Annotated in this window: 19 protein-coding genes; 8 read left to right on the top strand and 11 right to left on the bottom strand. The window is 33.1% G+C overall.

Going from position 1 to position 24,158, the window contains the following annotated elements:
* Positions 1–11 precede the first annotated feature (11 nt).
* Genes ABRY23_14010 through ABRY23_14000 form a run of 3 tightly spaced genes read right to left on the bottom strand, consistent with a single transcriptional unit; the run spans position 12 to position 2,256 of the window.
* Positions 12–992, bottom strand: a complete 981-nt coding sequence (locus tag ABRY23_14010) for a T9SS type A sorting domain-containing protein (protein ID MFA3784170.1) — start codon at positions 990–992, stop codon at positions 12–14.
* A gap of 14 nt (positions 993–1,006) precedes the next feature.
* On the bottom strand, positions 1,007–1,315 hold the full coding sequence (locus ABRY23_14005) for a hypothetical protein (GenBank protein ID MFA3784169.1): 309 nt from the start codon (positions 1,313–1,315) through the stop codon (positions 1,007–1,009).
* A gap of 38 nt (positions 1,316–1,353) precedes the next feature.
* On the bottom strand, positions 1,354–2,256 hold the full coding sequence (locus tag ABRY23_14000; GenBank protein ID MFA3784168.1) for a T9SS type A sorting domain-containing protein: 903 nt from the start codon (positions 2,254–2,256) through the stop codon (positions 1,354–1,356).
* 358 nt (positions 2,257–2,614) lie between these two features.
* On the opposite strand from ABRY23_14000, the gene ABRY23_13995 reads away from it, so the two are divergent.
* From ABRY23_13995 to ABRY23_13970, 6 genes are all read left to right on the top strand, one after another.
* On the top strand, positions 2,615–3,352 hold the full coding sequence (locus ABRY23_13995) for an AAA family ATPase (GenBank protein ID MFA3784167.1): 738 nt from the start codon (positions 2,615–2,617) through the stop codon (positions 3,350–3,352).
* Positions 3,353–3,370: 18 nt separating this feature from the next.
* Positions 3,371–3,919 (top strand): YbhB/YbcL family Raf kinase inhibitor-like protein, encoded by a 549-nt coding sequence (locus ABRY23_13990; protein MFA3784166.1) that lies wholly within the window; start codon positions 3,371–3,373, stop codon positions 3,917–3,919.
* A 303-nt stretch (positions 3,920–4,222) separates the two neighbouring features.
* Entirely contained in the window at positions 4,223–4,345 is a 123-nt protein-coding gene (locus ABRY23_13985) for a hypothetical protein (protein MFA3784165.1), read from the top strand.
* 246 nt (positions 4,346–4,591) lie between these two features.
* Complete coding sequence (locus ABRY23_13980; protein MFA3784164.1) at positions 4,592–5,656, top strand: efflux RND transporter periplasmic adaptor subunit; 1,065 nt, start codon at positions 4,592–4,594, stop codon at positions 5,654–5,656.
* Between the two features lie 36 nt (positions 5,657–5,692).
* The gene (locus ABRY23_13975; GenBank protein ID MFA3784163.1) at positions 5,693–8,800 is read left to right on the top strand and encodes an efflux RND transporter permease subunit; all 3,108 of its coding nucleotides are present in this window, start codon (positions 5,693–5,695) and stop codon (positions 8,798–8,800) included.
* A 363-nt stretch (positions 8,801–9,163) separates the two neighbouring features.
* Positions 9,164–10,942: a peptidase gene (locus ABRY23_13970; protein MFA3784162.1), complete on the top strand. Its 1,779-nt coding sequence runs from the start codon at positions 9,164–9,166 to the stop codon at positions 10,940–10,942.
* Between the two features lie 425 nt (positions 10,943–11,367).
* On the opposite strand, the gene ABRY23_13965 is transcribed toward ABRY23_13970, so the two are convergent.
* The 8 genes from ABRY23_13965 to ABRY23_13930 form a co-directional block, all read right to left on the bottom strand.
* Positions 11,368–12,195 (bottom strand): M23 family metallopeptidase, encoded by an 828-nt coding sequence (locus ABRY23_13965; GenBank protein ID MFA3784161.1) that lies wholly within the window; start codon positions 12,193–12,195, stop codon positions 11,368–11,370.
* A 30-nt stretch (positions 12,196–12,225) separates the two neighbouring features.
* Positions 12,226–15,126 (bottom strand): tetratricopeptide repeat protein, encoded by a 2,901-nt coding sequence (locus ABRY23_13960; protein MFA3784160.1) that lies wholly within the window; start codon positions 15,124–15,126, stop codon positions 12,226–12,228.
* Between the two features lie 167 nt (positions 15,127–15,293).
* Positions 15,294–16,796, bottom strand: a complete 1,503-nt coding sequence (locus tag ABRY23_13955) for an MBOAT family protein (protein MFA3784159.1) — start codon at positions 16,794–16,796, stop codon at positions 15,294–15,296.
* Positions 16,793–17,029, bottom strand: a complete 237-nt coding sequence (locus ABRY23_13950; GenBank protein ID MFA3784158.1) for an acyl carrier protein — start codon at positions 17,027–17,029, stop codon at positions 16,793–16,795. The genes ABRY23_13955 and ABRY23_13950 overlap by 4 nt, the downstream gene beginning before the upstream one ends.
* Positions 17,030–18,751, bottom strand: a complete 1,722-nt coding sequence (locus tag ABRY23_13945) for an AMP-binding protein (GenBank protein MFA3784157.1) — start codon at positions 18,749–18,751, stop codon at positions 17,030–17,032.
* Positions 18,752–18,758: 7 nt separating this feature from the next.
* Positions 18,759–20,213, bottom strand: a complete 1,455-nt coding sequence (locus tag ABRY23_13940) for a hypothetical protein (protein ID MFA3784156.1) — start codon at positions 20,211–20,213, stop codon at positions 18,759–18,761.
* Positions 20,214–20,239: 26 nt separating this feature from the next.
* Positions 20,240–20,968: a GDSL-type esterase/lipase family protein gene (locus ABRY23_13935; GenBank protein ID MFA3784155.1), complete on the bottom strand. Its 729-nt coding sequence runs from the start codon at positions 20,966–20,968 to the stop codon at positions 20,240–20,242.
* A gap of 53 nt (positions 20,969–21,021) precedes the next feature.
* Positions 21,022–22,719, bottom strand: coding sequence for a hypothetical protein (locus tag ABRY23_13930; protein MFA3784154.1), 1,698 nt, complete (start codon positions 22,717–22,719; stop codon positions 21,022–21,024).
* Positions 22,720–23,295: 576 nt separating this feature from the next.
* Here ABRY23_13930 and ABRY23_13925 point away from each other — a divergent pair.
* Both ABRY23_13925 and ABRY23_13920 read left to right on the top strand, forming a co-directional pair.
* Positions 23,296–23,709, top strand: a complete 414-nt coding sequence (locus ABRY23_13925) for a nucleotidyltransferase domain-containing protein (protein MFA3784153.1) — start codon at positions 23,296–23,298, stop codon at positions 23,707–23,709.
* A 1-nt stretch (position 23,710) separates the two neighbouring features.
* The gene (locus tag ABRY23_13920) at positions 23,711–24,130 is read left to right on the top strand and encodes a DUF86 domain-containing protein (protein MFA3784152.1); all 420 of its coding nucleotides are present in this window, start codon (positions 23,711–23,713) and stop codon (positions 24,128–24,130) included.
* Positions 24,131–24,158: the final 28 nt, after the last annotated feature.

The following is a 24,158-nucleotide window of genomic DNA, read 5'->3' as shown; positions in this document are numbered from 1 at the left end:
TTTTTACCTCCTTATTTAATTAAAACCATTGATTTTGTAATTATTGTAGTGCTTGAAATTAATGAGTAGTAGTAAACTCCACTGGGAAGATTCTGTGCATTAAATACAACACTGTAGTTACCGGGTGGTTTTGATTCATTAACCAAGACAGCAACTTCTCTTCCGAGAGGATCATAAACTATCAGCCTTACATGTAAATATGAATTACCGTGTTTGTTTTGAGGAACGGAATAATTAATAGTAGTTCTTGGATTAAATGGGTTAGGATAATTATTACTCAGATAAAATTCTGAAAGCAGAGATTGATTTTTATTATCCTCAACGCTTACAATCGTTCCATATTTACGCCCATTAATAATAGCTCCGGTACAGTAGCTAAGCGGAGATTCAAGACTAAAAGAAAATATCCCGAAACTCTCTATTATTTCTTCCCACCAGAATAACTCCAGTATTTCAAATCTACGGCTAATCACTGTATCTCCCTCTAATATTACCCAATTTGTATCTTTAACAAGTGTAGATTTTTGACCAGGGTAAAATGAGAAAGGGTTCGGAACGGTAAACGAGTATTTGTAAGTTATATAACGTGACCAGAAGGGATTTTCCAGACTATCAACGGGTAATTCTTCGAGATAATCCCCGTTCCCATTTACATCCTCAAAATCGAGCATAAAGGTTACACCACTTACAGTGTCATTTCTCTCCCAGCAGACAAGGTCGTTATTTCGCGGACTAATTTTATAGTATATTTTCTTAAAATATCTTCTACCATTAATTATGCTATCCTCCACTACACACGTTGTTATATAACTCTTGTCTTCAGGAGCATAATACTGCCAAACATTTCCAACTTGCAACGGATTGTAATTACGTTTTTGGCTGTAATACTTTTCTTTGAATTCTGCCGGGACATCATTAAGATATTCTATATGTATTTGTGCAATGCATGTATTGCTAAGTAGAAAAAACAATATAATTATGATATTTTTCATAATTACCAGTTGAATCAAAATACATTAAAGTAATGAGTAAGCGAACCTTGAGTTGGATTTGATGACCATGTTTGGTCCACCCAATTGTTCATATTCTGCGGGGCACTGCCTTTTACCCATCTTGAATTGTAAATATCATAATTATCATCGGAAAATTCTGCAAAAACGATCAGCACATTTATTGTGCCTTCCGAAGGGAGCCATCTGCCTCTTGATTGTGCTGGCACTTCTTGAATCGATGCCGTTATACAATTAAATTCTTGCCCAAAAAGCTGAAAAGAAATAACCATAGAAAATATCACAAAGTACTTTAGAGTTTTCATTTGTAGCTCCATTTTTATTTAACAATATTTTTTTGATGTTACTTCTGTAAGAGCATCTTCATTGTTTTTGTTGTTTTGTCTGTTATTAACTGATAGAAGTATATTCCGCTAGGAAGATTACCGGCATTGAATTCTACTGAATGTTTGCCGGCAATGAAATAATCACTTACTATTTTTTTGACTTCTCTGCCAAGAATATCAAACACTTTGATAACCACGTAAGAATACTCGGGTAATGAAAAAGATGTTGTGGTAGACGGATTAAATGGATTTGGATAGTTTTGATAAAGTACATATTCCGAAGGAATAATTGGGTTTTCTTCTACACCTACTAAAGTTCCATAATTAACACCGTTTATTCTGCAGCCAACTAAGTAATCGGGTTCTTCTGCTCCATTTTCCCAGGAAAGCACCCCAAAGCCGTATGCTAACCTCTCCCAATAGTCTGATATTGAATATTCTGTAATTACTGTATCTCCGCGTGTGAGTATATAATAATCAATAGTCTTTATCGTGGTTAACTTTCCGAAGACATACCCGGGAGAAATATCCCGTACTTTGGCTGCTATATTAGAATATTCAGGATTTAATCTCCATGAGTCGCCAACCTTAGCATCTAATTTGTACATAAGCCACCCCCCTCCATCATTAGGAGCGAAAAAAACATTATAGTTTTTGTCTATTTTGTAATATGCGCCATCAGGGGAAGGATTAATGTACCTGCTGCTATCTTGCAAATCGATTGAATCTTTACTAACTGACCAACTACCCAGCCCATGATTACCCCCTTCATATACCCAGCGGTTACCTACGTAAGCCGGAAAGTACTGGTAAGGATCTATATTTGTAGTATCTTGTGCATATAATTTTAAGCCTAAAGGCAAGACAGTCAATTCTAATAAACACAATATTGCTGCTACAGTTAATAATATCTTCTTCATAACCGCTTCTCTTTTTTTAATAAAATGCTATTAATTGTAATACTTCTTAAATAAATTTCTTTTCGAAAAAATATCAGCAACAATTATACCTCTTCAGTAAACTGCAATTTCGGTGGAAAAATCCAACATTAGTAAGAAGCAATAAGCAAAAAAGAAAACAGCACCGTAACAATTGCATGTATAAGATAACAGATATATTATCTTAAACACACTATGTGTTGTACAAAATAATTTTTCAGAATAATAAATTCCAAACAATTTGAGAATTCACCCGCTTGATAATTCCAAAATGTTACTTTAGTTTACGATTGAGTCCTTTCCCCATTTTATTAATAATAAACATTCAGGGGAGGCTGTGATGAAAATCCTCAGCGCATACGAAAAAGCTCGCATTTATATTGAGCAGCATACTCAAGAAACAGACCCTACTAAAAAAAGAAAAGGCGGACCAATAATAACTTTATCTAGAGAAACAGGGATAGGCGCTTCATCAATTTGTCAGTCATTAGTTGAATATCTTAACTCTCATGCTATAGAGGAATATTCCGATTGGGCTTATTTCGATAGAGAGTTGATAGAAAAAATTATGGAGGACCCAAAGCTTCCTCAGCATTTCAGAAACATGATTGATGAAGATAAACCCATGAAAATGGATTCTTGGTTTTCGGAATTACTCGGGTTAAGTCCTTCTAAGCTTTCATTAATAAAACGTATTTCAAAGACAATTATGAGTTTAGCCGAGATTGGAAATTTAATAATTGTAGGAAGAGGTGCAAATATTATAACTGCTAATCTTAAAAATACTTTTCATCTGAGGTTAATAGCACCATTAGATTTTAGAATTGAAAACGCCATGAAATTATACAAGCTTGATAGAAAAAAAGCGGAGGCCTTCATAAAAAAAGAAGATGAAGCGAGAAGAAATTTCATCAAGACTTATTTTCACAAAAACATTGAAGACCCATTTCTTTATCATGCAATAATCAATACAAACCTATTAAAGTCAGATGAAATTGCTGAAATGATTGGGCATTGCGTTATTAAAAGGTTCCCTGAATATTTTAAAACTCATTTTTCTCATCAATTTAAAAACTAACTTAAAGGATGATACATAATGAAAAAATATTTTCTCTTTGTTTTATCAATTATAATAATTTCTCAAGACTGCATTGCACAACAAATAAAAAAGGAAAAGAAAATGAAATTTCAAATCACAAGTACAGCTTTTAAATACGGAGAATTAATTCCGGTTAAGTACACATGCGATGGAATTAATATTTCTCCGCCCCTTAAATGGGAAGGTGTTCCTACAGGAACAAAATCGTTAGCATTAATTTGTGATGACCCGGATGCACCAATCGGCGATTGGGTCCATTGGGTTATTTATTTTATCTCACCAACCTTAACTGAACTAAGAGAAGGTATTCCAAAAGGTAAAGAACCCATCGAAGGTATAAAGCAAGGCACCACTGATTTTCATTATGTTGGATATGGTGGTCCATGTCCACCTTCCGGTACTCATCGTTACTTCTTTAAATTGTACGCTCTGGATACAATTCTTAATTTAGATTCATCTACCACAAAAAAAACTCTATTGGAAGCAATGAAAAACCACATTATAGACAAAGCAGAACTAATGGGTACATACAAAAGGACAAAATAAGCCATTTTACAAGGCATAGTTCTAATCATATTTATATTATTTTGAACTTATCGGTAAAGTACCCCTATCTTTTTTGTTAATGGAAGATGTTAGGAAACTTTTTGTGTTTCTACAAAAAAAATGTTTATGTTAATTTACAAAACTCACTTTGAGTTTTATTTAGACCCACCATTAACTGTAAACCGTTTAGCATATAAAAATGTTTGAATGTAACTTCTCTTTTAGCTATGTTCACTCAATTTAATTTTAGCACTTGTTTTCGTCATAAACAATAAGGTCATAATAAATATGAAGGAGAATAACTTGAACACTGGCGGATATATTTTTATGGGCGTTGCTTGGACTGCAATAATAGGCTTAACTTTTTATTGCATGTTCAAAATATTTACAATAGAAAAGAAAGACTCCAATGGAACACAAGATTAATTTCACATCTAAATTGACTTTTTCTATTCACCCACCGCCAAACAAAAAATTACTACCTACTAATTCTACTTTATAAAAAAACTTAGGTGTTGAACGGTTAATTTATTTTCTCTTAACCAAATAAAACAGCTTTCAATTTGTAGCTAAATTTCAGGACAGGGCAATTAAACCAATTTATTTTAATTTTGTCTAAAGAGTTATAATATTAGTTGCCAAAGAACTTAGCTATTAACTAAAAGGAACCCCATGAAAAATAAAAAAAGAATTGTCATTTACACCTTATTTTTAATTATTATTCTAATATTACTGCTTCCTAAATTGAACCTGTTGAACAGCAATAAAAAAACAACATCGGACCCTGCTGAAATTTCAGCTGTTCCTGTAGAAGTGCAAGTCTTAAAACCTAAACCTGTCGATGATAAGATATATACAAATGGCACTATTATTGGTAACGAAGAAGTTGAGTTAAGAAGTGAGATATCAGGTAAAATAACCCAAATTTTATTTGAAGAAGGAAAAAGAGTAAAAAAGGGTGAATTACTTATTAAAATTAACGATGCAGATTTACAGGCAACACTTGCAAAAAATAATTCCAGATTAGATTTGGCAAAAGACAAAGAATTTCGTCTTCGTCAAATGCTCGAAAAAAATCTTACCAGTCAACAAGAATATGATGCTGCTTTAAGCGAACTAAAAGGCGTCCAAGCAGATATAGATTACACAAAAGCATTAATTGACAAAACAGAAATTAAAGCCCCATTTGACGGAATAATAGGTTTGCGCTCAGTTAGTATTGGCAGTTATATTTCACCGCAGACAAAAATTGCGTCCATCCAAAGTCTTAATCCAATAAAAATTGAATTCTCCGTCCCACAGAAATATTATTCAGAAATAAAAGAAGGTAAATTAATTGAATTCAAGCTGCAGACTACAGGTAAAAGTTATACGGGGAAAATTTATGCTATTGAACCTAAAATTGACCAGAACACTCGCACTCTTTTAGTACGAGCCGTTGCCAATAACAATGATTATGAACTACTGCCAGGTGCTTACGTTGAAGTGACTGTCATACTTAATCAAATAAAAAATGCTTTAATGATACCTACCCAAGCTTTAGTTCCTGACATTCAAGGTGAAAAAGTATATCTCTATAAAAACGGTAAAGCTCTGTCACACACAGTTACAAGTGGTATCAGAACCGATAAAGAAGTTCAACTTATAAGCGGTGTTTCTGCAGGAGATACCGTGATTACTTCCGGTATAATTCAATTACGCCCCGAAATTCCTGTTAAAATAACTGCAATAAATTAATTAGAGAATTTAAGTAGTAGAAAAAAGAGGGTTTTTATGAGTTTATCATCAATAAGCATAAGGCGACCAGTACTCGCAATTGTAATGTCGCTTGCAATAATATTATTTGGTGCTATAGGCTTCACATTTCTGGGCGTAAGAGAATATCCAAGCATAGACCCGCCTATCATTACTGTATCGACAAATTATACTGGCGCCAATGCCGATGTGATAGAATCTCAAATTACCGAACCATTAGAAGAACAAATAAACGGAATTGCTGGCATCAGGTCATTAACTTCTGTAAGTAGAGACGGCAGAAGTACAATCACAGTTGAATTTGATGTTTCAGTAGACCTTGAAGCAGCAGCCAATGATGTAAGGGACCGTGTTTCAAGAGCTGGTTCTAATTTGCCTCCCGATGCCGACCCGCCTGTTGTTTCTAAAGCAGATGCAGATGCCGTGCCAATAATTTTTCTTAACGTCAAAAGCGGGAAAAGAGATTTACTCGCTTTAACTGACATTGCCAATAATATTTTTAAAGAACGACTTCAAACAATACCCGGTGTGAGTCAAATACAGATCTGGGGCGAACGAAAATATTCAATGCGAATTTGGATGGACCCCAACAAATTAGGCGCATATAAAATTACTCCTTTAGATATACGAAATGCTCTAAACAGAGAAAATGTTGAACTGCCTTCTGGAAGAATCGAAGGGAAAAATACAGAGCTAACTGTAAGAACAATGGGAAGGTTGACTACAGTCGATGATTTTAACAACCTGATTATTAAAGAAGCTAACGGTTCTTTAGTAAGAGTAAAGGATATAGGCTATGCTGAACTTTATCCGGAAAACGATAAGACTATTCTAAAACGAGATGGCGTACCTATGGTTGGTGTTACAATAATTCCCCAACCAGGCGCAAATTACATTAAAATTGCTGATGAGTTCTACAGACGAATTGACCAAATAAAAAAAGATTTACCTCCTGATATTGGATTAGGAATAGGATTTGATGTGACCAAGTACATACGCCAATCAATTGCTGAAGTCGAAGAAACAATTCTTCTTGCTTTCGCATTGGTTATTTTAATAATTTTCTTCTTCTTAAGAGACTGGCGAACAACATTCATACCCATCATTGTAATTCCTATTTGTCTAATTGGTGCTTTCTTTATAATGTATATTGTAAACTTTTCCATCAACGTGCTTACTTTACTTGGACTCGTATTAGCCATCGGGATTGTAGTTGACGATGCAATTGTAGTCTTAGAAAACATTTTTAAGAAAATTGAAGCTGGCATGAATTCTTTTGAAGCAAGTATTAAAGGGACTTCTGAAATTTTCTTTGCTGTTATTTCCACTACAATTACATTAGCTGCCGTTTTCCTGCCGCTTATGTTCTTAAAAGGAATTACAGGACGTTTATTTGTAGAATTTGGAGTTGTAATTGCGGGCGCAGTCCTAATATCTGCATTCGTTGCTTTAACACTTACTCCAATGCTGGCATCTAAAATTTTACGAAAAAAAGAAAAACACGGCAAGCTTTATATTCTAACTGAACCTTTTTTTAAATGGCTGGAATCGTATTATAGAAATAAACTAAACGCCTTTATGTCGAAACGGTGGCTGGCTTTTACTATAATGGGCATTGCATTTATTTTGATAATTGTTTTTGGTTTAATTTTACCTCAAGAACTTGCACCTTTAGAAGATAGAAGTCAAATAAGAATTTCTTCTACAGCGCCTGAAGGTTCTTCCTACGATTTTATGGATAGTTATATGAACAACTTAATTAAAGTATTGCAAGATTCAGTAAAAGGAACTGATGCATTAATTTCTGTTACTTCACCCGGCTATGGGTCTTCAAGTTCTACCAACACGGGCTTTGTAAGAGTAATATTAAAAGACCCAGACCAAAGGTCAGAAACTCAACAACAAATTGCAGACCATATAACAAAACTTGTTCATAGATTAAGTGACGCTAAAACATTCGTTGTACAGGACCAATCAATTGGAACGAGAAGAGGTGGACTACCAGTTCAATATGTAATTCAAGCGCCAAATTTTGAAAAACTAAGAGACATAATTCCAAAATTTTTAGACGAAGCAAGAAAAGACCCAACATTCGCATTAGTAGATGTTAATCTAAAATTTAACAAGCCCGAACTATTAGTACAAATAAATAGAACCAAAGCAAGAGACCTTGGCGTTTCTACTCTCGATATCGCACAAACTCTGCAACTCGCCTACAGCGGTCAACGATTCGGTTTCTTTATTATGAATGGTAAACAATATCAGGTAATTGGACAAGTATTAAAACAAAATAGAAATAAACCGATTGATCTTGCCTCTCTTTTCGTTAGAAATAATAAAGGGGACTTAATTCAGCTTGATAATTTGATTACATTAAAAGAAAGAAGCACACCTCCACAACTTTACAGGTTCAATAGATACGTTAGCGCTACTGTTTCAGCAACACTTGCACCAGGAAAAACTATAGGCGATGGAATTAAAGCTATGGATAATATAGCCGCTAAAGTATTAGATGATACTTTTACTACGGCATTAGATGGCGCTTCTAAAGATTTTGTTGAAAGCTCATCAAGTTTACTTTTCACTTTCTTGCTCGCCCTCGTTTTGATATACTTAACTCTGGCAGCACAATTTGAAAGTTTTCGCGATCCATTCATCATAATGTTCACTGTGCCATTAGCTATTGCTGGTGCGTTATTCTCACTTTGGTACTTCAACCAAACAATAAACATATTTAGTCAAATAGGAATGATTATGTTAATTGGTCTCGTTACAAAAAATGGCATACTTATAGTTGAATTTGCTAACCAGAAAAAAGCACAGGGATTAAAAATAATTGATGCAGTCAAGGAAGCTGCTGTTTTAAGATTTAGACCGATTTTAATGACAAGTCTTTCCACTATCCTCGGTACACTCCCTATTGCACTTGCAATAGGTGCAGGCTCACAAAGCCGCGTTTCAATGGGTATTGCTGTGATAGGGGGATTAATTTTTTCTACATTGCTTACCCTTTTTGTAATTCCAGTTGTTTATTCTGTGTTCTCAGATAAAAAGAAAGAAGTAAGTAATGTAACATTAGGCGAAACCGAAAAAGAAATACTCCATGAAACTGCTGTATCTAAATAAAATTATTTAGAGAGATTATTACAAAATTTCTCCAATTGCCTTTGGACAGTATTAATTAAAGCAAGGTTATATTTCTAAGTTAAAATTAAGATTGCCTGTTGTCGAGTATGTTGCAGAACTTTGGATTCGTGCTCTTGGCGAAATAAAGAAATTTACCGTAGAATAAGAAATTACTATTATTACAAGAGTGCCCTTGAGTTTTTCATAAAGACAACCGATGTATCTCTACTACAACTCATTACTATCATGCTCCCTTTTATAAAAATAAACCGAAAATTTGGGATTAATAAATTCTATATATATTTTATACAACATGGTGAAAAATAATACGTCTAAACTTCTGATAAAAATAAAGGTGTTGCAATGAAAAATTTTAAAAGAATATTTTACACACCATTGATTCTAATACTTCTCACCCTATCTCAAGTTTTAGCTCAACATAAATTCATAATCAATCTTAACGACCGTAGTGAAAAAGTTTTTAATGTAATTCTTTATCCCAAAGATTTAAAAGCCAACAACAGCATCTTCCAATTTGCTTCAACTGCACCGGGCACTTATCAAACAATGGATATAGGAAGATTTGTAAAATCATTTAATGCATATGACAAAAACGGCAAAGAAATTCCGGTTAAAAATATTTCGACAAATCAATGGGAAATTGAAAAACCAGAAAATGTAAAGAAAATAACTTACAAAATAGCAGATACTTGGCATACTAAAGTTAGTACACATCCTGTTTATGCGATGAGCGGAACAACAATAGAGGATGATAATGTTGTTATAAACGGTCAATGCGTTTTTGGATATTTTCATGGAATGCAAGACTACCCGATTTATGTTAAACTTGAGTACCCTAATAATTGGTCAATTGGTACAGCACTACAAAAAAATGACGAGGGTTATTATTATGCACCAACTTATGATTACATTGTAGATTCGCCAATTATGCTTGGAAATTTAACCCAGGCGCAAACTACAGTTGAAAAAACCAATGTAAAAATTTACACTTACTCTAAAACTGGATTAATAAAATCCGAAAACCTGCTTAATTTACTCCAAGACATGCTGTATGCAACAAATGAATTTTTAAAAGGATTGCCTGTAGACCATTACACTTTTTTATTTCATTTTTCGGATTTTTCCGCTGGTGCATGGGAACATTCCTATAGTTCATTTTACGTTTATAAAGAAGATACATTGAATGAAAAATATGCTGAGAGTTTACTTTCTACTTCAGCACATGAATTTTTTCACATTGTTACTCCATTGAACATTCACAGCGAGCTAGTAGAAAACTTTAATTACGAGAAGCCCACCATGTCCCAACATTTATGGTTGTACGAAGGAATTACTGAATGGGCAGCAAATATCCTCCAATTAAGAAATGGATTAATGACACTCGATAAATACTTAGATATTACCTCAAACAAACTAAATATTAATGACAATTTTAATCCCACTATCTCCCTTACTACACTTGGTAAAGAAGCTACTGAGCTGCCCGACCAATATTACAATATTTACAATAAAGGGGCAGTATTAGGGACCTTATTGGATATCAAATTATTGGAGCTTTCTGGAGGCAAAAAGGGTTTAAGAGAGTTAATAATAGATTTAATACATGATTATGGTAAATCAAAGCCGTTTAGCGAGGAACATTTTTTTGACGAACTAGTTAATCGAACTTATCCACAGATTAAAGAGTTTATTGACAAGTACATTAAAGGCACTGAACCTTTTCCTGTAAAAGATTATTTCGAAAAACTCGGTATTAATTATCAAGAAACTGCCGGAATAGACAGCACCAAACCATCTATTGGAATGGGCATTAGTATAAAAGATACTAATTTAATAATTACAAGGGTCGACCCAGAACTTCAAAAGAAAGGCATAATGGTCGGTGATATTCTTTATAAACTAGATAATACTCCTGTAAGCTTATCGAACATTCAGGCTGTTGCACCAAAATTTATGTCAATAAAAGTCGGCGACGTGTTTAATATTACACTCAAACGCGGTGAAAAAGAAATACCATTGCAGTTAATTATTAAACCCAAAGAAGTTAGGCATAAGTTTGAAGTAATGAAAAACCCAACAAATGAACAATTGAAGCTACGTCAAGCGTGGCTAAAAAATTAAACCCAAATTTTTCGCCAACCTGCTGGCAGGCTAAAAAAATTGCCATCAGGCCGACAAGCTGTAACTAATGTAGATTAAACAAGTAATTTAAAAAGTTAAGCCTTCTATTAGTAATTATAAATTTAATGTCATGTAAAACATGTTTAGCTTGTCTGGATTAACCTTGATAGCCTCACAACAGTGTCATATTAGGCTGCAGCAGCAGGCCAGTCATACTTGCTGTGCTAAAGGATTTTGAAGCCGTGTTTTTGTGCGACAAAAAAACTCAATAACAGAATAAGAAACTGCTGTTACCGTTCCCCCGCAATGATAGTATTTAAGTTGTGCAACAGGCTACTTCTAACCACAACGTGGTGAATTCACATAAATTTTTTAAGTTAAATACTGAGTTACTTCTCCCAAATGGAGATTTTATGCTGCACAAATTATTGTAGAAACCCTAAATTCAATAAATTCATTGGATCGATTCTTTTATTGAACCATTGAGCACCCCAGTGTAGGTGCGGACCCGTAGCCCTGCCGGTTGAGCCAACCAAACCAATTACTTGCCCTTTTTTTACTCTATCATCTGTCTTAACATTTAGCTTACTCATATGCAAATACACAGTACTTAAACCCTGTCCATGGTCAAGTAAAACAAAATTTCCATTGAAATAAAAATTATCACCTGCAATTGCTACTATGCCGTCAGCAGCCGCGTGGACAGGTGTACCCTCATCTGCTGCAAAGTCTATTCCATTGTGCGGTTTTTTAGGAATACCATTCAAAATTCTTTGGCTACCGAACACACTACTTATACTTGCATTTTCAACTGGACTAATAAATCCACTAACATAAAAAGCACTATCTATTAAACCAATTTTTTCCCTTGCTTCTTTCATCATTGTCATCTCTTCTTCAATTCTCGATAATTCTGAATCAGGAGGCACTACATACTTCTCTGCTAATTTTAATCTCTGAACAATGTATTTACGTTTGGGTAGTTTAATTTTTTTGATCTCGGATTTCCCATTCTTAAAAATAGCTTTAATTGTATGAGTTCCCTTCGCATCCCTGTCAAAACCTATTAGAAAATAACCACGTTCGTCAAAACCGATTTTATGACCATCAAATAAAACAGTTTTAATATTTTTTGCCTCGCCTATCAGAACCCCGCCAGGTTCTGCTTTACCAATCAGCTTGATTTTTTGAGAATAAACCAAGGAAAAAGTTAAAAAGAATAAAATGTACAGGAATGAAAATTTATATTTCATGAATGCATTATTGTTTTGTTTACAAAATTATTAAAAGATTGTCCAATAAGCGCTAAACTGTCCAGAAAAATATCTGTAACTAGAATCATACCTTGAAGTACTTCCTATACCAATTCTCCCGCTAAAAGTAAGGTTTCTAATCGGTTGATAAAATGCTTCCACATGTCCTTCTAAAGCAACAAAGTTATTTTGTGGAATAAATCCTAACTTGCCACCTATTGTTACTCTCAGCTCTTTTCTCTTTTCCAATTCGTTATCTACAAAAATACTATGTGATTCAAAATTTCTTGGAGAATAGTAAAAAGACGACTTAAATTTATAATTAGTGTAGTAGTATTCGTAGCCAATAATCAAGTTCTTATAAAAATATCTACCAATTCTCAAGTAAAAATCGTTGCCCTCGTTATTATCGGTAACGGAGATATATTGAAACGACCCTTCTAATTTTAGTCCTTCTCTGTGAATAAAATAACCAGCAACTCTATACAAAGTTGCATAATAACGCACATCAGTTAAATAAGGAGAATAGAGGATTAAAGCGCCATCCGAGTTTTGATAGTTAAAAGTAAGTGAGGCAGTATCTTTTTTTTCGAATCTAAAAAAAGCATCTTTATCGTCTCGCAGAATAAACCCTTCTGAATTTGCCGTTCCAACTCCAACACCAGCTGTGATATAAGAAGAAAATTTGAAGAATATATGCCCCTTGAATGTGTTAAAACGTCTATTGCCGGTATAAACAATTGAGCTAATTACGTTTTGATCTAGTACATCAGGGTTTGCTTTAATATAGGTCTTTATAAACGAAACTCCTAATGATATAAAATTCGTTAAGCCGAGTTCCAATCTTCCGCCAAAGTTATTCAGTCGCAGACTTTCATTATCAGCGTAAGTTTGTGAAATTGGAGCAAAGCCGACGTAATTTGGGAAAGTATCGAAAATTGCTGCCAAGCCAGTTACTGGAAGCCAGCCTTTGCGAAGAGTAATCATTTTAACTTGAGTGGAGTCTAGTTTCCAAGTATCGAGCATATTATTGTAAATTGTTCTTGCTGAATCATATTCACCTGCTTTCGCATACGAATCAGCTAAATAAAGATTAGCATCGAAGTTGGATGAATCTTCTTTTACTAAGTTTTTGAATTCACGTACAGCATTTAGCGAGTCGCCCATTGCATAATATAATTTAGCGCGCTGCATCGCTGCATCGAAATTATATCCTTGTGAAAGAACATTATTATAAACATCGAGAGCTTTTTTATATTGTTTAGCACAGAAAAGAACGTCGCCATATTCTTTCTGAATTAAAACATTTGGTTCTGCTTTTGAGAGATATTCTTCGTAATAAGGAAGAGCTGCTTCACAATTATGGTCTAAAACTTTTCTCCTCCCTTCTTCCAAAATTGAATAAAGTTTTTCTTCTTCAGCACGTAATTTTTGCCAATCTATATTGGATTGCAGCTTAGCAACATCATTATTGTTAGGTGCTATTGCTTTTGCTTTATTTGCATAATCTTGTGCAGCGTTAAAATCTCTTTGAATAAGTTTCAAAGAACCCATAGCGATAAGTGCATCCAAGTTATTTGGCTGTTTTTTTATTATTTCGGATAATAGTTTGTTTGCAAGATCTATATCTTGACCTGTCCAAACAGAAACTTGAGCGCGAAGCAACTGATAATCTGCATTTGTAGGGTAATCTTGCAAAAGCTTATCAATTACTTTAAGCGATTCATCGAAATCTCGGTTCCACGCTAATACTCTTGCATACCTATATCTAAGCTCAGGATCTTTTTCATCGGGGTATTTTTCAAAGTATTTGTTCAAATAATTCAGTGCATCCTCATATTGCTGAAGTTCGTCATAATATATTGCTATTTGGTTTAAAGCTTTTTTATCATCAGGATTTTCCTGCAATATTTTTTTGTATTCATTTATCTTATCTTGAATATACTGATTACGAAGTTTAGTCACTTTCTCATAGGTCTCTTGATATTTGGGGTCATTGCTATTAGTAATTCCTATCAGATTAATTTGCTGATATGCTTCTTGCAGTCTGTTCGCTTTAATAAGTTCATCAATCAGTTTGTACCTAATCTTTATATCATCTGGTTTCTTTTTTAAAATGCTATAGTAACGGTCAATAGGATAAACTTTTTCGAAGGAACGAGGATTTTGAAGTGTTACATAAGCTTCTCTATTTACAATATCTAATCCATCTTGTGCTTCTTGAAAAAAAGGCTTAAAACTCAGTGCAGTCTCAAACGCTTTTTTTGCAATCTGATACTTAGCCAACCAAAGTGTAAAATAACCGTACCTGCTCCACAGTCTCCAATCATCAGGATATTTTTCTACATACTGTTTTAAAATTTTCTCACCTTTTTGGATGTGGCCAGTTTTAGCTAAAATTTCGGTGTAACGAATGATTTCATCTGGAGAAGCATTATTATCTTTTTCCAAATATTTATCATACCATTCTTCTGCTTTATCCCATACTTCCATATTTCTGTAAGCTTTGCCTATTTCGAGGTAATTAAACGGATTGTTTGGATTTATAGCGATTTCGCGAAGGTATCCCTCAATCTTTTTTTGTAAAAGTGAATACCAGACTTCTTGAACGCGGCGAAGATTATTCTCGTATTCAGATTTTCTACCGGCTTCGGTAGAAAGTGCAATAGCTCTTCTATAATCCAGCACAGCATTTTCATATTGTGATCTTTTTTCATAGCATTGCGCTCTTAAATTATATCCTTCAGCCTCACGAGGTCTGGCAGAAATATATTTATTTAATTGGTCAATTGCCTCGCCATATCTTCCCGCCTGCATGTGCTGCAAAGCATTTTTTTTAAAGCCTTCTATTTCACTTTGCTGCTGCGCAAAAGAGACTGAAAATAGAAAAAGTAAGATGAGTAATTGCAGACCCAAAAGAATTTTTGACATTATGTTTAACTATTTTTTCAAGAAAATAAAACAGCTTTTAAAATTTATTTTAGATGAACGCAAATCTTATTACTATACTTTTTCAACGAGCGGTTTCAATTTATTAAAAATTCATCAAAAAATAACTGTATTAGCACTAAAGTTTTATAATGAAAACTGATTCCTTTTTAAAATTGGAAGTAGATAAATGGTTGAATATCAGCCGACTTAAATTGTGCTGCAATCCAAATGACAACTGCTAAAATTAAAGCTTTTCCGAACCATGGAGTTACAGCAATAAGTTTCTTTATCTTATTTTCAAGCGAGAGAGGAATAAAGTGGAATAAGTAACCAACTAAGATGAGAGTGAAAATTAATGGCAGCTTTTCAATAAATTGAGTAATAATTTCACCATGAAAGAAGGTAAATATTTGCGAAATAACCTGTCCAACTAAGGAAATATTATTAGCTCGAAAAACAAGAAATGAAAACGCAACGAGATGAAATGTTATGATAACTTGGAAGAACTTTAAAAACCTTGTATTCTTGATACGGAGTTTAGTATAAAAAGCATTTTTAGGTTTTTGAATTAGCAGAGCAAAGGACATAAAGAATCCATGCAGAGCACCCCAAAGAATAAAATTCCAGCCGGCACCGTGCCAAAGTCCACACAATAAAAAAGTTATAAATAATGCTATCATATTTCCGTAAAGATGGAGATTCCTGAATTTAAATTGGATTGGTCTGAAAAGATAATCGAGAAGCCATTTTGAAAGAGAAATATGCCAGCGTCTCCAAAAATCAGCAATACTGGTAGCTTTAAAAGGAGAATTAAAGTTATCCATTAATTTAAAACCGAGCAAAATAGCAATGCCAATTGCCATATCGGAGTAGCCTGAAAAATCACAATAAATTTGCAGTGCATATCCATATACTGCAATTAAATTTTCCAGTCCAGTATAACGAATTGGAAAATCAAATATGCGGTCAACATAGTTTAGGCTAATGTAATCTGCAATAACCACCTTTTTTAACAATCCGGCTGATATCAAAAAGATTGCTTTTCCTAAATCCTCTTTTGAGATAAATGGTTCTTTATCTATCTGCGGTAGAAATTCGGAAGCTCTATCTATTGGACCAGCCAATAGATTTGGAAAGAAAAATAAGAACACACAAAAATCGCTTAAATTTTTTGCTGGCTTTAAAGTATCAAGATATACATCAAAAACATAATTAAGTGCCTTAAAAGTATAAAATGAAATACCAATTGGAAGAAAGATAGCAAGCGGTTCAATATTTTTATTAGCAACATCGTTAATTATCTGCAGTATAAAATTAGTGTATTTGAAATATGCAAGAATTGCTAAGTTTAATACAATAATAAGGATAAGAACCCATCTTCTCTTCGTAAAATTCTCATAAGTACTCATCCATTTGGTGAGATAGAAATTTATAACCGCTGAAACAATAAGAATGATGAAGTAAAAGCCAACTACTTTATAATAAAAATAAAGCGAGAAAATTATAAGGAGAAATACTCTTATGTTCTTGTTCTTAGAAAAAAGATTATAAAAAATGAGTACAATAAAGAAGAAAAAGAGGAAAAGGATAGTTGAGAAAATAAGCGGGTCGTTCTGATTATACTTTAAGAGGTCCAGTATTTTATCGAGACTTAAATTTATGAGCATCATTTCTTGCCGGTTTTTGAGTCAACAAGTTTTTGAAGGTCACCGACGTTTTTAAGCCTAAGCACCTCATAGCTTTTAAACTTAATTTTAAAATACTCTTCAACAGCTAAAATTATATTTATGTGATTTAAGGAATCCCAACCCGGTACTTCTGGAGCGGTAGTCTCATCTTTAAGGTCAAAATCGTCTAAGTTGAGTTCCTTTAATATAACTTTTTTAAGTTCTGGTGAAATCATTTATCTACTCCAAACTTGTTTATCTTTACCTTCTGCTAATCTTTCTTTATTTGCTTTTCTGCTTGGTTTACCAGCAGAACTTTTTATAAGCCATCGAGGCGGTACAAGATACACTTTATGAATGTTTACGTCTATAGACATGCCTGCTTTTAATATTGCAAGTCGAATTTTATTTTTTTCTTCTTCAGTTTCAGCTTTGGTTTCAGCCACAATACTTACTTGTTCAGTACCAAGCGATTCATCTTCTTCTCCAAAGGCTATAACTCTACCAGGGATAACTCCATCAACTTGATTAACTGTATCCTCAACATCCTCTGGATAAATATTTTTGCCTGCAACAATAATAATATCTTTTTTTCTGCCAATAATAAAATATTCACCATCGTATTCAAAGCCGTAATCTCCAGAAAAATACCACCCATCTTCTACAACTTCTGCAGTTTTTTCTGGATAATTTCTGTAACCGTCAAACATAGAAACAGATTTTACAGCAACTTCACCAACAAACCCGAAGGGCAAATCTTTCCTTTTTTCATCAACAATTCGAATCTCACAACCGGGTATTAACTTGCCCGAAGAAACACAAACTCTTTTCACCACATTATCATCGGCTAATTTAACAATTCCTTTTGACAGTTCATTCCTATCGACTACTACTTCCTTAATTGGCTTACCTGGTTCAGTCTGAACAACTGCTAATGTCATTTCAGCCATTCCATACATTCCAGAGAGCGCGTTTGGATTTAATCCATAGTTCTTGTACTTATTTATAAATTTCAAATGACTATCGTGTCTAATAGGTTCACTTGCATTAATAAGAATGCGTAGACTTTCCAATGAAATATCTTTAAGCTCATCATCATGTATTTTATCTGCAAATATGTTATAAGCAAAATTAGGCAGAAAAGTCATTGTGGCTTTTTCTTTAGTAATAACTTCAAGCAGAATTATAGGAGCCAGAACCCACTGAAAAGGATCAATTTGAATTGAGGGAATTCCATAAGCTAAAGGAATGTGATAAGCACCAATTAATCCCATGTCATGATACAATGGAAGCCAAGAAGCTACTTTATCGTTTTCTGTAACCTTTAATGCAGAGCCATAATTGACTACATGTTGTAAAACTGCTTTATGGGAAAGCACAACAGGTTTTTGTAAGCCAGTGGTTCCAGACGAATGTTGAAGCAAAAAAGGTTCTTCTGGTTTAATAGTACTCTGTTCTTTTTCAATCTGCTCATCAATTTTTTCATCATACTCTTTTTCTACATCCCACTCAAGTGGAAAGTAAACGGCTTTAATTGTACTGCCAGGTTTCTCAATTAAAGGACGAATTATTGGTTCGAGTTCCCTTTCTGTTAAAATATAATCCAAGCCGGATCTTTGAGACATTCCCTCGAGACCCTGTCTAAATTTATCAGGATGTAATCTAGGATTTGGATAAGCCAAAACAGCAGGCAAAGCAGTAGCACGAGATATACCGAGATATAATGGATAAAAATTTTTATTATGTCTAATTATAATAGCACAAACATCGCCTTTTCGAATACCTACTTTTTTTAGTATAACAGAATATTTTTTAGCTGCTTCTATCAGGCTTTTAAATGTCCATCTATACGGTTCTTCACCCGCATTCCAATGAATTATAGCTTTTCTATCGGGGGTTCTCTCTGCATTAAATTTCCATCGTTCCCAAAGTGTAGTTGAGGTATTTATATTAATCATAGAATTACTATCTAAATTTATTATATTCTTTTATAAGTGCATCTGTTAATAATGTTGCTACCTTTTTAGCGCCTTGTTCGTTAAAATGAATATAATCTTTAAATGCCATAGGCGGATTAGCATTTACCCAGGCAGACATGGAATTTTCGCCGCCCATTGCTTCAAAGAGGCTCCAGTATGCTATGTTTGTTTCTTTAGCAATATTTTTTTGTGCGTCTAATAATCTTAAAATAGTTGGGTCGGTTACAAAAGATGAGCCTTTTTTCATTGCTTTATCATGAACGCCAATTAATAAGAAACTTGCCTGTGGAAAGGCAGTTTTGAAATTATTAATTACCTTGACCATTTCCCTGTTATACCAAGAATAATCTGTTCTGCTGGTCCCGGCTATATTCATCCCAAATTCAAAAATGATTAATTTATAATCCAAGTATTTCCCAAATTGTTTAAGAACATTAACATCAATTTTTTGAAGATCAACTCCAGAATTTCCTCTCAAAGGAAAATTATCTACGTAAACTCCAGGATTATTTTCCAAGCTTACACCGTATAAGTAAGCCTGGTCTTTAATAGGAAATTCAAATTTAACTAAGTGTGCATTTCTTTCTGGCTTAAGAATTAATTGCTGAATATCATCGCCAGGTTTAAGAACAGCTGTTTGTTTTGGTCCATTATCGAAAGAGTAATATATTTGTGAATTTTTTGCATGAGAATAAAAAAGTCTAACTTGATTAAAATCCTTCAAATTTCTTCTAAATCGAGTGGTTTCGTAACTAACCCAAGCATTACCTTTGGGTATATTACATTCTCCACTAATTCCTAATGGGAGTCCAAGTGGATTAGAAGTGTATAATGATGCCGATTCCCAATTATCAGAAAAGGTATGTTTAGTTGTCATTCTAAACGAAACATCTTGAGAAACAATTCCAAGCCAGCCGACAGCAGAACCTCCGAATTTACTTTGCAAAATCTCGCGTATATCGGCTGTTATTAAATCACCTTCTATAGCAGAATCACCAAAATGTGCAACTCGAACAATTTGACTATTTGAATTTTTTAACGCTCGGAAAAAATTGCTTAATTGTTGAACATTGCCGGTAATATCCTCTTCTTTGCCTTGAGGGTTATAAGAAATAAATAAAGCGTCTGTCTTTGTTTCAGGCGAGAAAAAATTAAATGCTGCATAGTTTATATTGTTGTTCAATGATTGGTCAATTTTGTTCGATGCTAACAAATCTTTCGCAAGTTTATTATTTTCTGGTGGTGAATTTAATTTATTTTGGAAATCGATTTGGGGTTCTTCCCACGAAGTGGTCAATTCCGATTTTATATCGGAAAAAATATCTACATTTTTAAGCTGAATTCCCCAAAATTGAAAATCAATTTTTATAAAAGAAGCTAAGTACAATAAAATTATAGTTAGTGCTAATATGTAAATTGGCTCTCTAAATTTATTTTCCATAATCACCTTTCAATATTTTTTTAAAATTACAAATTGTATTTTTCTAGAACCCTTTCAACCTCATTTCCCCAAATCTTAAAACCCTCAGCGTTAAAGTGGACGCCATCCCATGTTAATTCGGGTCTTAAAAAATGGTCGCTTGTCGACATTTTAGAGTTGAGGTCAATATAATCAATATTATTTTTACGAGCATATTCCAATAGAAGATTGTTAAGTTTATCAACTTCTAAATTTCTATTTCGATTATTTTCTGGCGTTAGACCCCAATCCTTTCCCCAATTTTTACCTGCATAGACTGTTGATTGAATGACAGGTTTTATGCCAGCTTTTTTAAGTCCATTTATAATCCTAACATAGTTAAAATAAATCCTTTCAACAGGAGTCCAATTATAAATATCATTAATGCCTCCCAAAATGAAACAAATTTTTGGTTTCAGTCTATAAATGTAACTCATTCTTGCTAAAAAACCATCTAGTACGTCGCTTGGAATTCCTCTTTCGACAACGTTAGACCGGCCTAATAATTCATTCCAATTTACACCATGTGTAAGGGAGTTTCCCAACATAACAATATCTGCCTGCTTTGTTTTATAAATGTCATATAACCGAAGTTGCAATTGATAATTAGGATTGAGCTTATAGCGAGTTGAATCTACTTGAACTTGCGTTTTGCTTTGATTCTGTGTTTTGAGTGATAAAGAAAAACTGCTTATAGCAATAACTGAAACGAGAATTATCGTAAATTTATTTTTCATAATTGTTTTTTATTTAGTGTAGAATTAATTTTTTATGTGATAAATAAGAATCATTATTTAGCATCTTTATTTTTACTTTCAACTTTATTTTGCTTATCACCAGTCTGGCTTAATTTGTGCTCCAAAGTTGAGATACTGTTTTTCAAGTTTTTTTCTATGGTGATTAACTCTGACAGCTTTGCGGTATGCTCTTCTTTTTCTTTTTCTGCATTTGCAATTTCAAGACGGAGATTACGCAAACTATTCTGGGCATCAGTTATTTGATTAGATAACTCTTCCAATTTTTTATTCTTCTCAATAATCTCATTAGCTGCTATTTGCTTTCTTTCTTCTAATTCAGAAAAGTTGTTGCCAATCTGTAAGATAAGCTGTTTCAATTCTTTTTCAAGAAGTGATTTTTTTACATCGAGGTTTTCTGTTTGAGTTTTAGTATCGTGAAGATATAATTTCTGTTTATACAAACTGTCTTTTAATGCAGATACTGCATCATTAAGTTCACGTTGTTCCTCTTTTAGGTTAGAAATTATTTGTTCTATTACATTACGCTCTTTCTGCAAAATTTTTGTTAGGCCTGTATACTCGGCAATTTGTGCTGCTTTCTCATTTAGTTGTTTTTCCTTAAGAGCAAGTTCTTTTTCCTTTTCGAGTATTTCACTTTTGATTGCAGTAACTTTCTCTTTTGCAGCGTTCAGTTCATCTGTATATTTTTTTATTGAATCTGAAAAGGTCTTTTCCAAAGATAAATGGCTTTCTTCAATTTCAAATTTTCTCTTCTGAAGAGCTTCAAGTGCTTCTTCTTGTAATCGAATATTTTCCAAAAGGTGTTCTTCTTCCTTTTTCAAACTCAAAACCTTAGTTTGTAGCCCGTCTTTAACACTCTCAAATTTTCTAATTTCGTCATCTAAATCATTTTTCTTTTCATTCAAAGCATTTACTTCTGCCTCTAATTTTTGTAACGATTCTTTCTCAAAATTAAACTTAGCAGAAAGTTCATCGTAATTTTTTTGCATGTTTCTAATCGATTCTAAAATAGATTCTTTATCTGCAGCGTATTCAGTATATGCTCTTTCTTTTTCGGCAATTTGATTAATTAGCACGGCTACTGCTGACTCAAGATTTGCTTTGATTTCTTCGCTAAGAGAAATTTTCTCATTGAGATCTTTAAGTTTTTCCTCGCGGCTGTTTAGTTCTTTCTTTAGCTCATCTATTTCTGCTTGGTATTGTTTTACAGTTGATTCGTACTCAGCAGCTTTTTTCAATTCTTTCTGAATTCTTTCTTCTTCCTCTTGCAAAACCTTCATTTTCTGTTTCAAGTCCAAATAATCAACACTAACGGCTTCATACTTACTATTGACTTCATTAAATCTTTCTTCCAATAAAGCGAGCTCTGCTTTCCTAGCTTTTAATTCTTCCGACTTGACTTCGTATTGTTTTGATTCCTCTAAATAATTATTAACAATTTTCTCAAGTTCGTTTTTTTGCTCAGAAAGTTTTTCTACTTCTGATTTTAACTGATTAAGCTTCTCCTCTTTGTCCTTATACTCATCTTCTGAATCTTTAATCGATTTTCTTATTTGCTCTAAACTCTTGGTAACAATAGATAGTTCTTTTTTAGATTCCTCCAGCTTGTTAGAAAGCTCCTCAAAACTTGTGTGCTTTTGGAGAACAGCATGAAGTTTATTTTTTAGTTCGTTATTTTCTTCTTTAAGTTTGTCGATTTCGGATTTTGACTTGGAGGTTAATAATCCCATTACATTTTCTCTCTACATACTTTAATAAAAATAATAAACTTTATTGAAAGTTTATAACATAATTTAATGCAATACTAAAAATATATAATTAGATACTTGTTTCTTAGCATTCAGATAATTTGCAATATAAATTTTACTAACGAACACCACAGCTTATAAAAAAGCCCGTTTTTTTAAGCAGCTTTTGAATTTCATCTAAAAGTCCGTGAAAACCCACCTTTGCAGGCAAGTTCCGTGTAATCTGTGTTGTCCGTGTTCTATTATCCCGCCTTTTTGACGGGAAAGAATTATTATACGTTCCTAAATACTTTTTTCAACTAAAGCTGAACCCAGTATAACAACTGAAAATTTTATTCGAGCATCAGCGACGATTTTTTATAAAAAATTTCTTGAGTTAACTCATCCCCATGAGGCTTGTCTAAAAATAATATTTCCTTGAAAAACAGAACACGGATAACACGGATTTTAACAGATTTTCACAGATATTATAATTGAAAAATTACTTTTCGGACAGTCTCTGGATTGTATGAAGTAAATACAATATTTATTTATATTAATAAAGAGGAATTATCTATTATGACATCAGAGAAAAAAAATATTGAGGATAAAATTTCACAATACCTTTTCAAAAGAGATGAAATTTTGTTTGCCTACTTATTTGGATCGTTTGTGAGGCAAGAAAATTATCATGATATTGATATTGCAATCTACTTAAAGGAAAATTTTGATAAAGATAATTACAAGAGTTTCCCTTACGGATACGAAAGCCATATTATTGGCGAACTAAATTTATTAGTCAAAAAAAATATAGATTTAGTTGTAACAAATAATGCAAATGTTCTTATTCAAAAAAGAATAATAACTCAAGGGAAATTACTTTTTAGCAAAGATGAAAAGAAACGAATATATTATGAAAATAATGTGAGAAAACTTTTTATCGATACCGAAAACTTAAGAAAAATCAGACGATACTATTTATCTAAAATATAATATGCCTGATAAAGAAATAATAGAAAAACGCATTTCAACTTTTATTGCTGATCTTGAAAATCTTAAGAAGCATAGAAATGTTACGTTAGAAGAAGTAAGACAAAGCAGAGATTTAGTTTGGATGCTTGAGAGGGGGATTTATTTATTAATACAAAATTTATTTGATATGCTAACACATATAGTTGCTGCAGATTTCAAAGAAAATTGGGACTATTATACAGACATTCCAGAAATACTTGCAAAACATAAAATTATATCTAAAGAGGATAAACAATTATTAATCCAAATGGCTGGTTTTAGAAACAGACTTACACATGAATACCTATCATTAGACCCAAATATACTGGTTGATATAATGCATAATCATTTAGCTGATTTTTATAAGTTTTTACAACTAATCAAGAATTACTGTGAGCTCTGAAATCAGCATTTTCATTTCTAAATAAAAT

This window comes from Melioribacteraceae bacterium 4301-Me, assembly GCA_041538185.1.
Classification (GTDB): domain Bacteria; phylum Bacteroidota; class Ignavibacteria; order Ignavibacteriales; family Melioribacteraceae; genus Pyranulibacter; species Pyranulibacter aquaticus.
The sequence above is the reverse complement of the archived record's forward strand: the minus strand, read 5'-3'. Positions and strand labels throughout refer to the sequence as shown.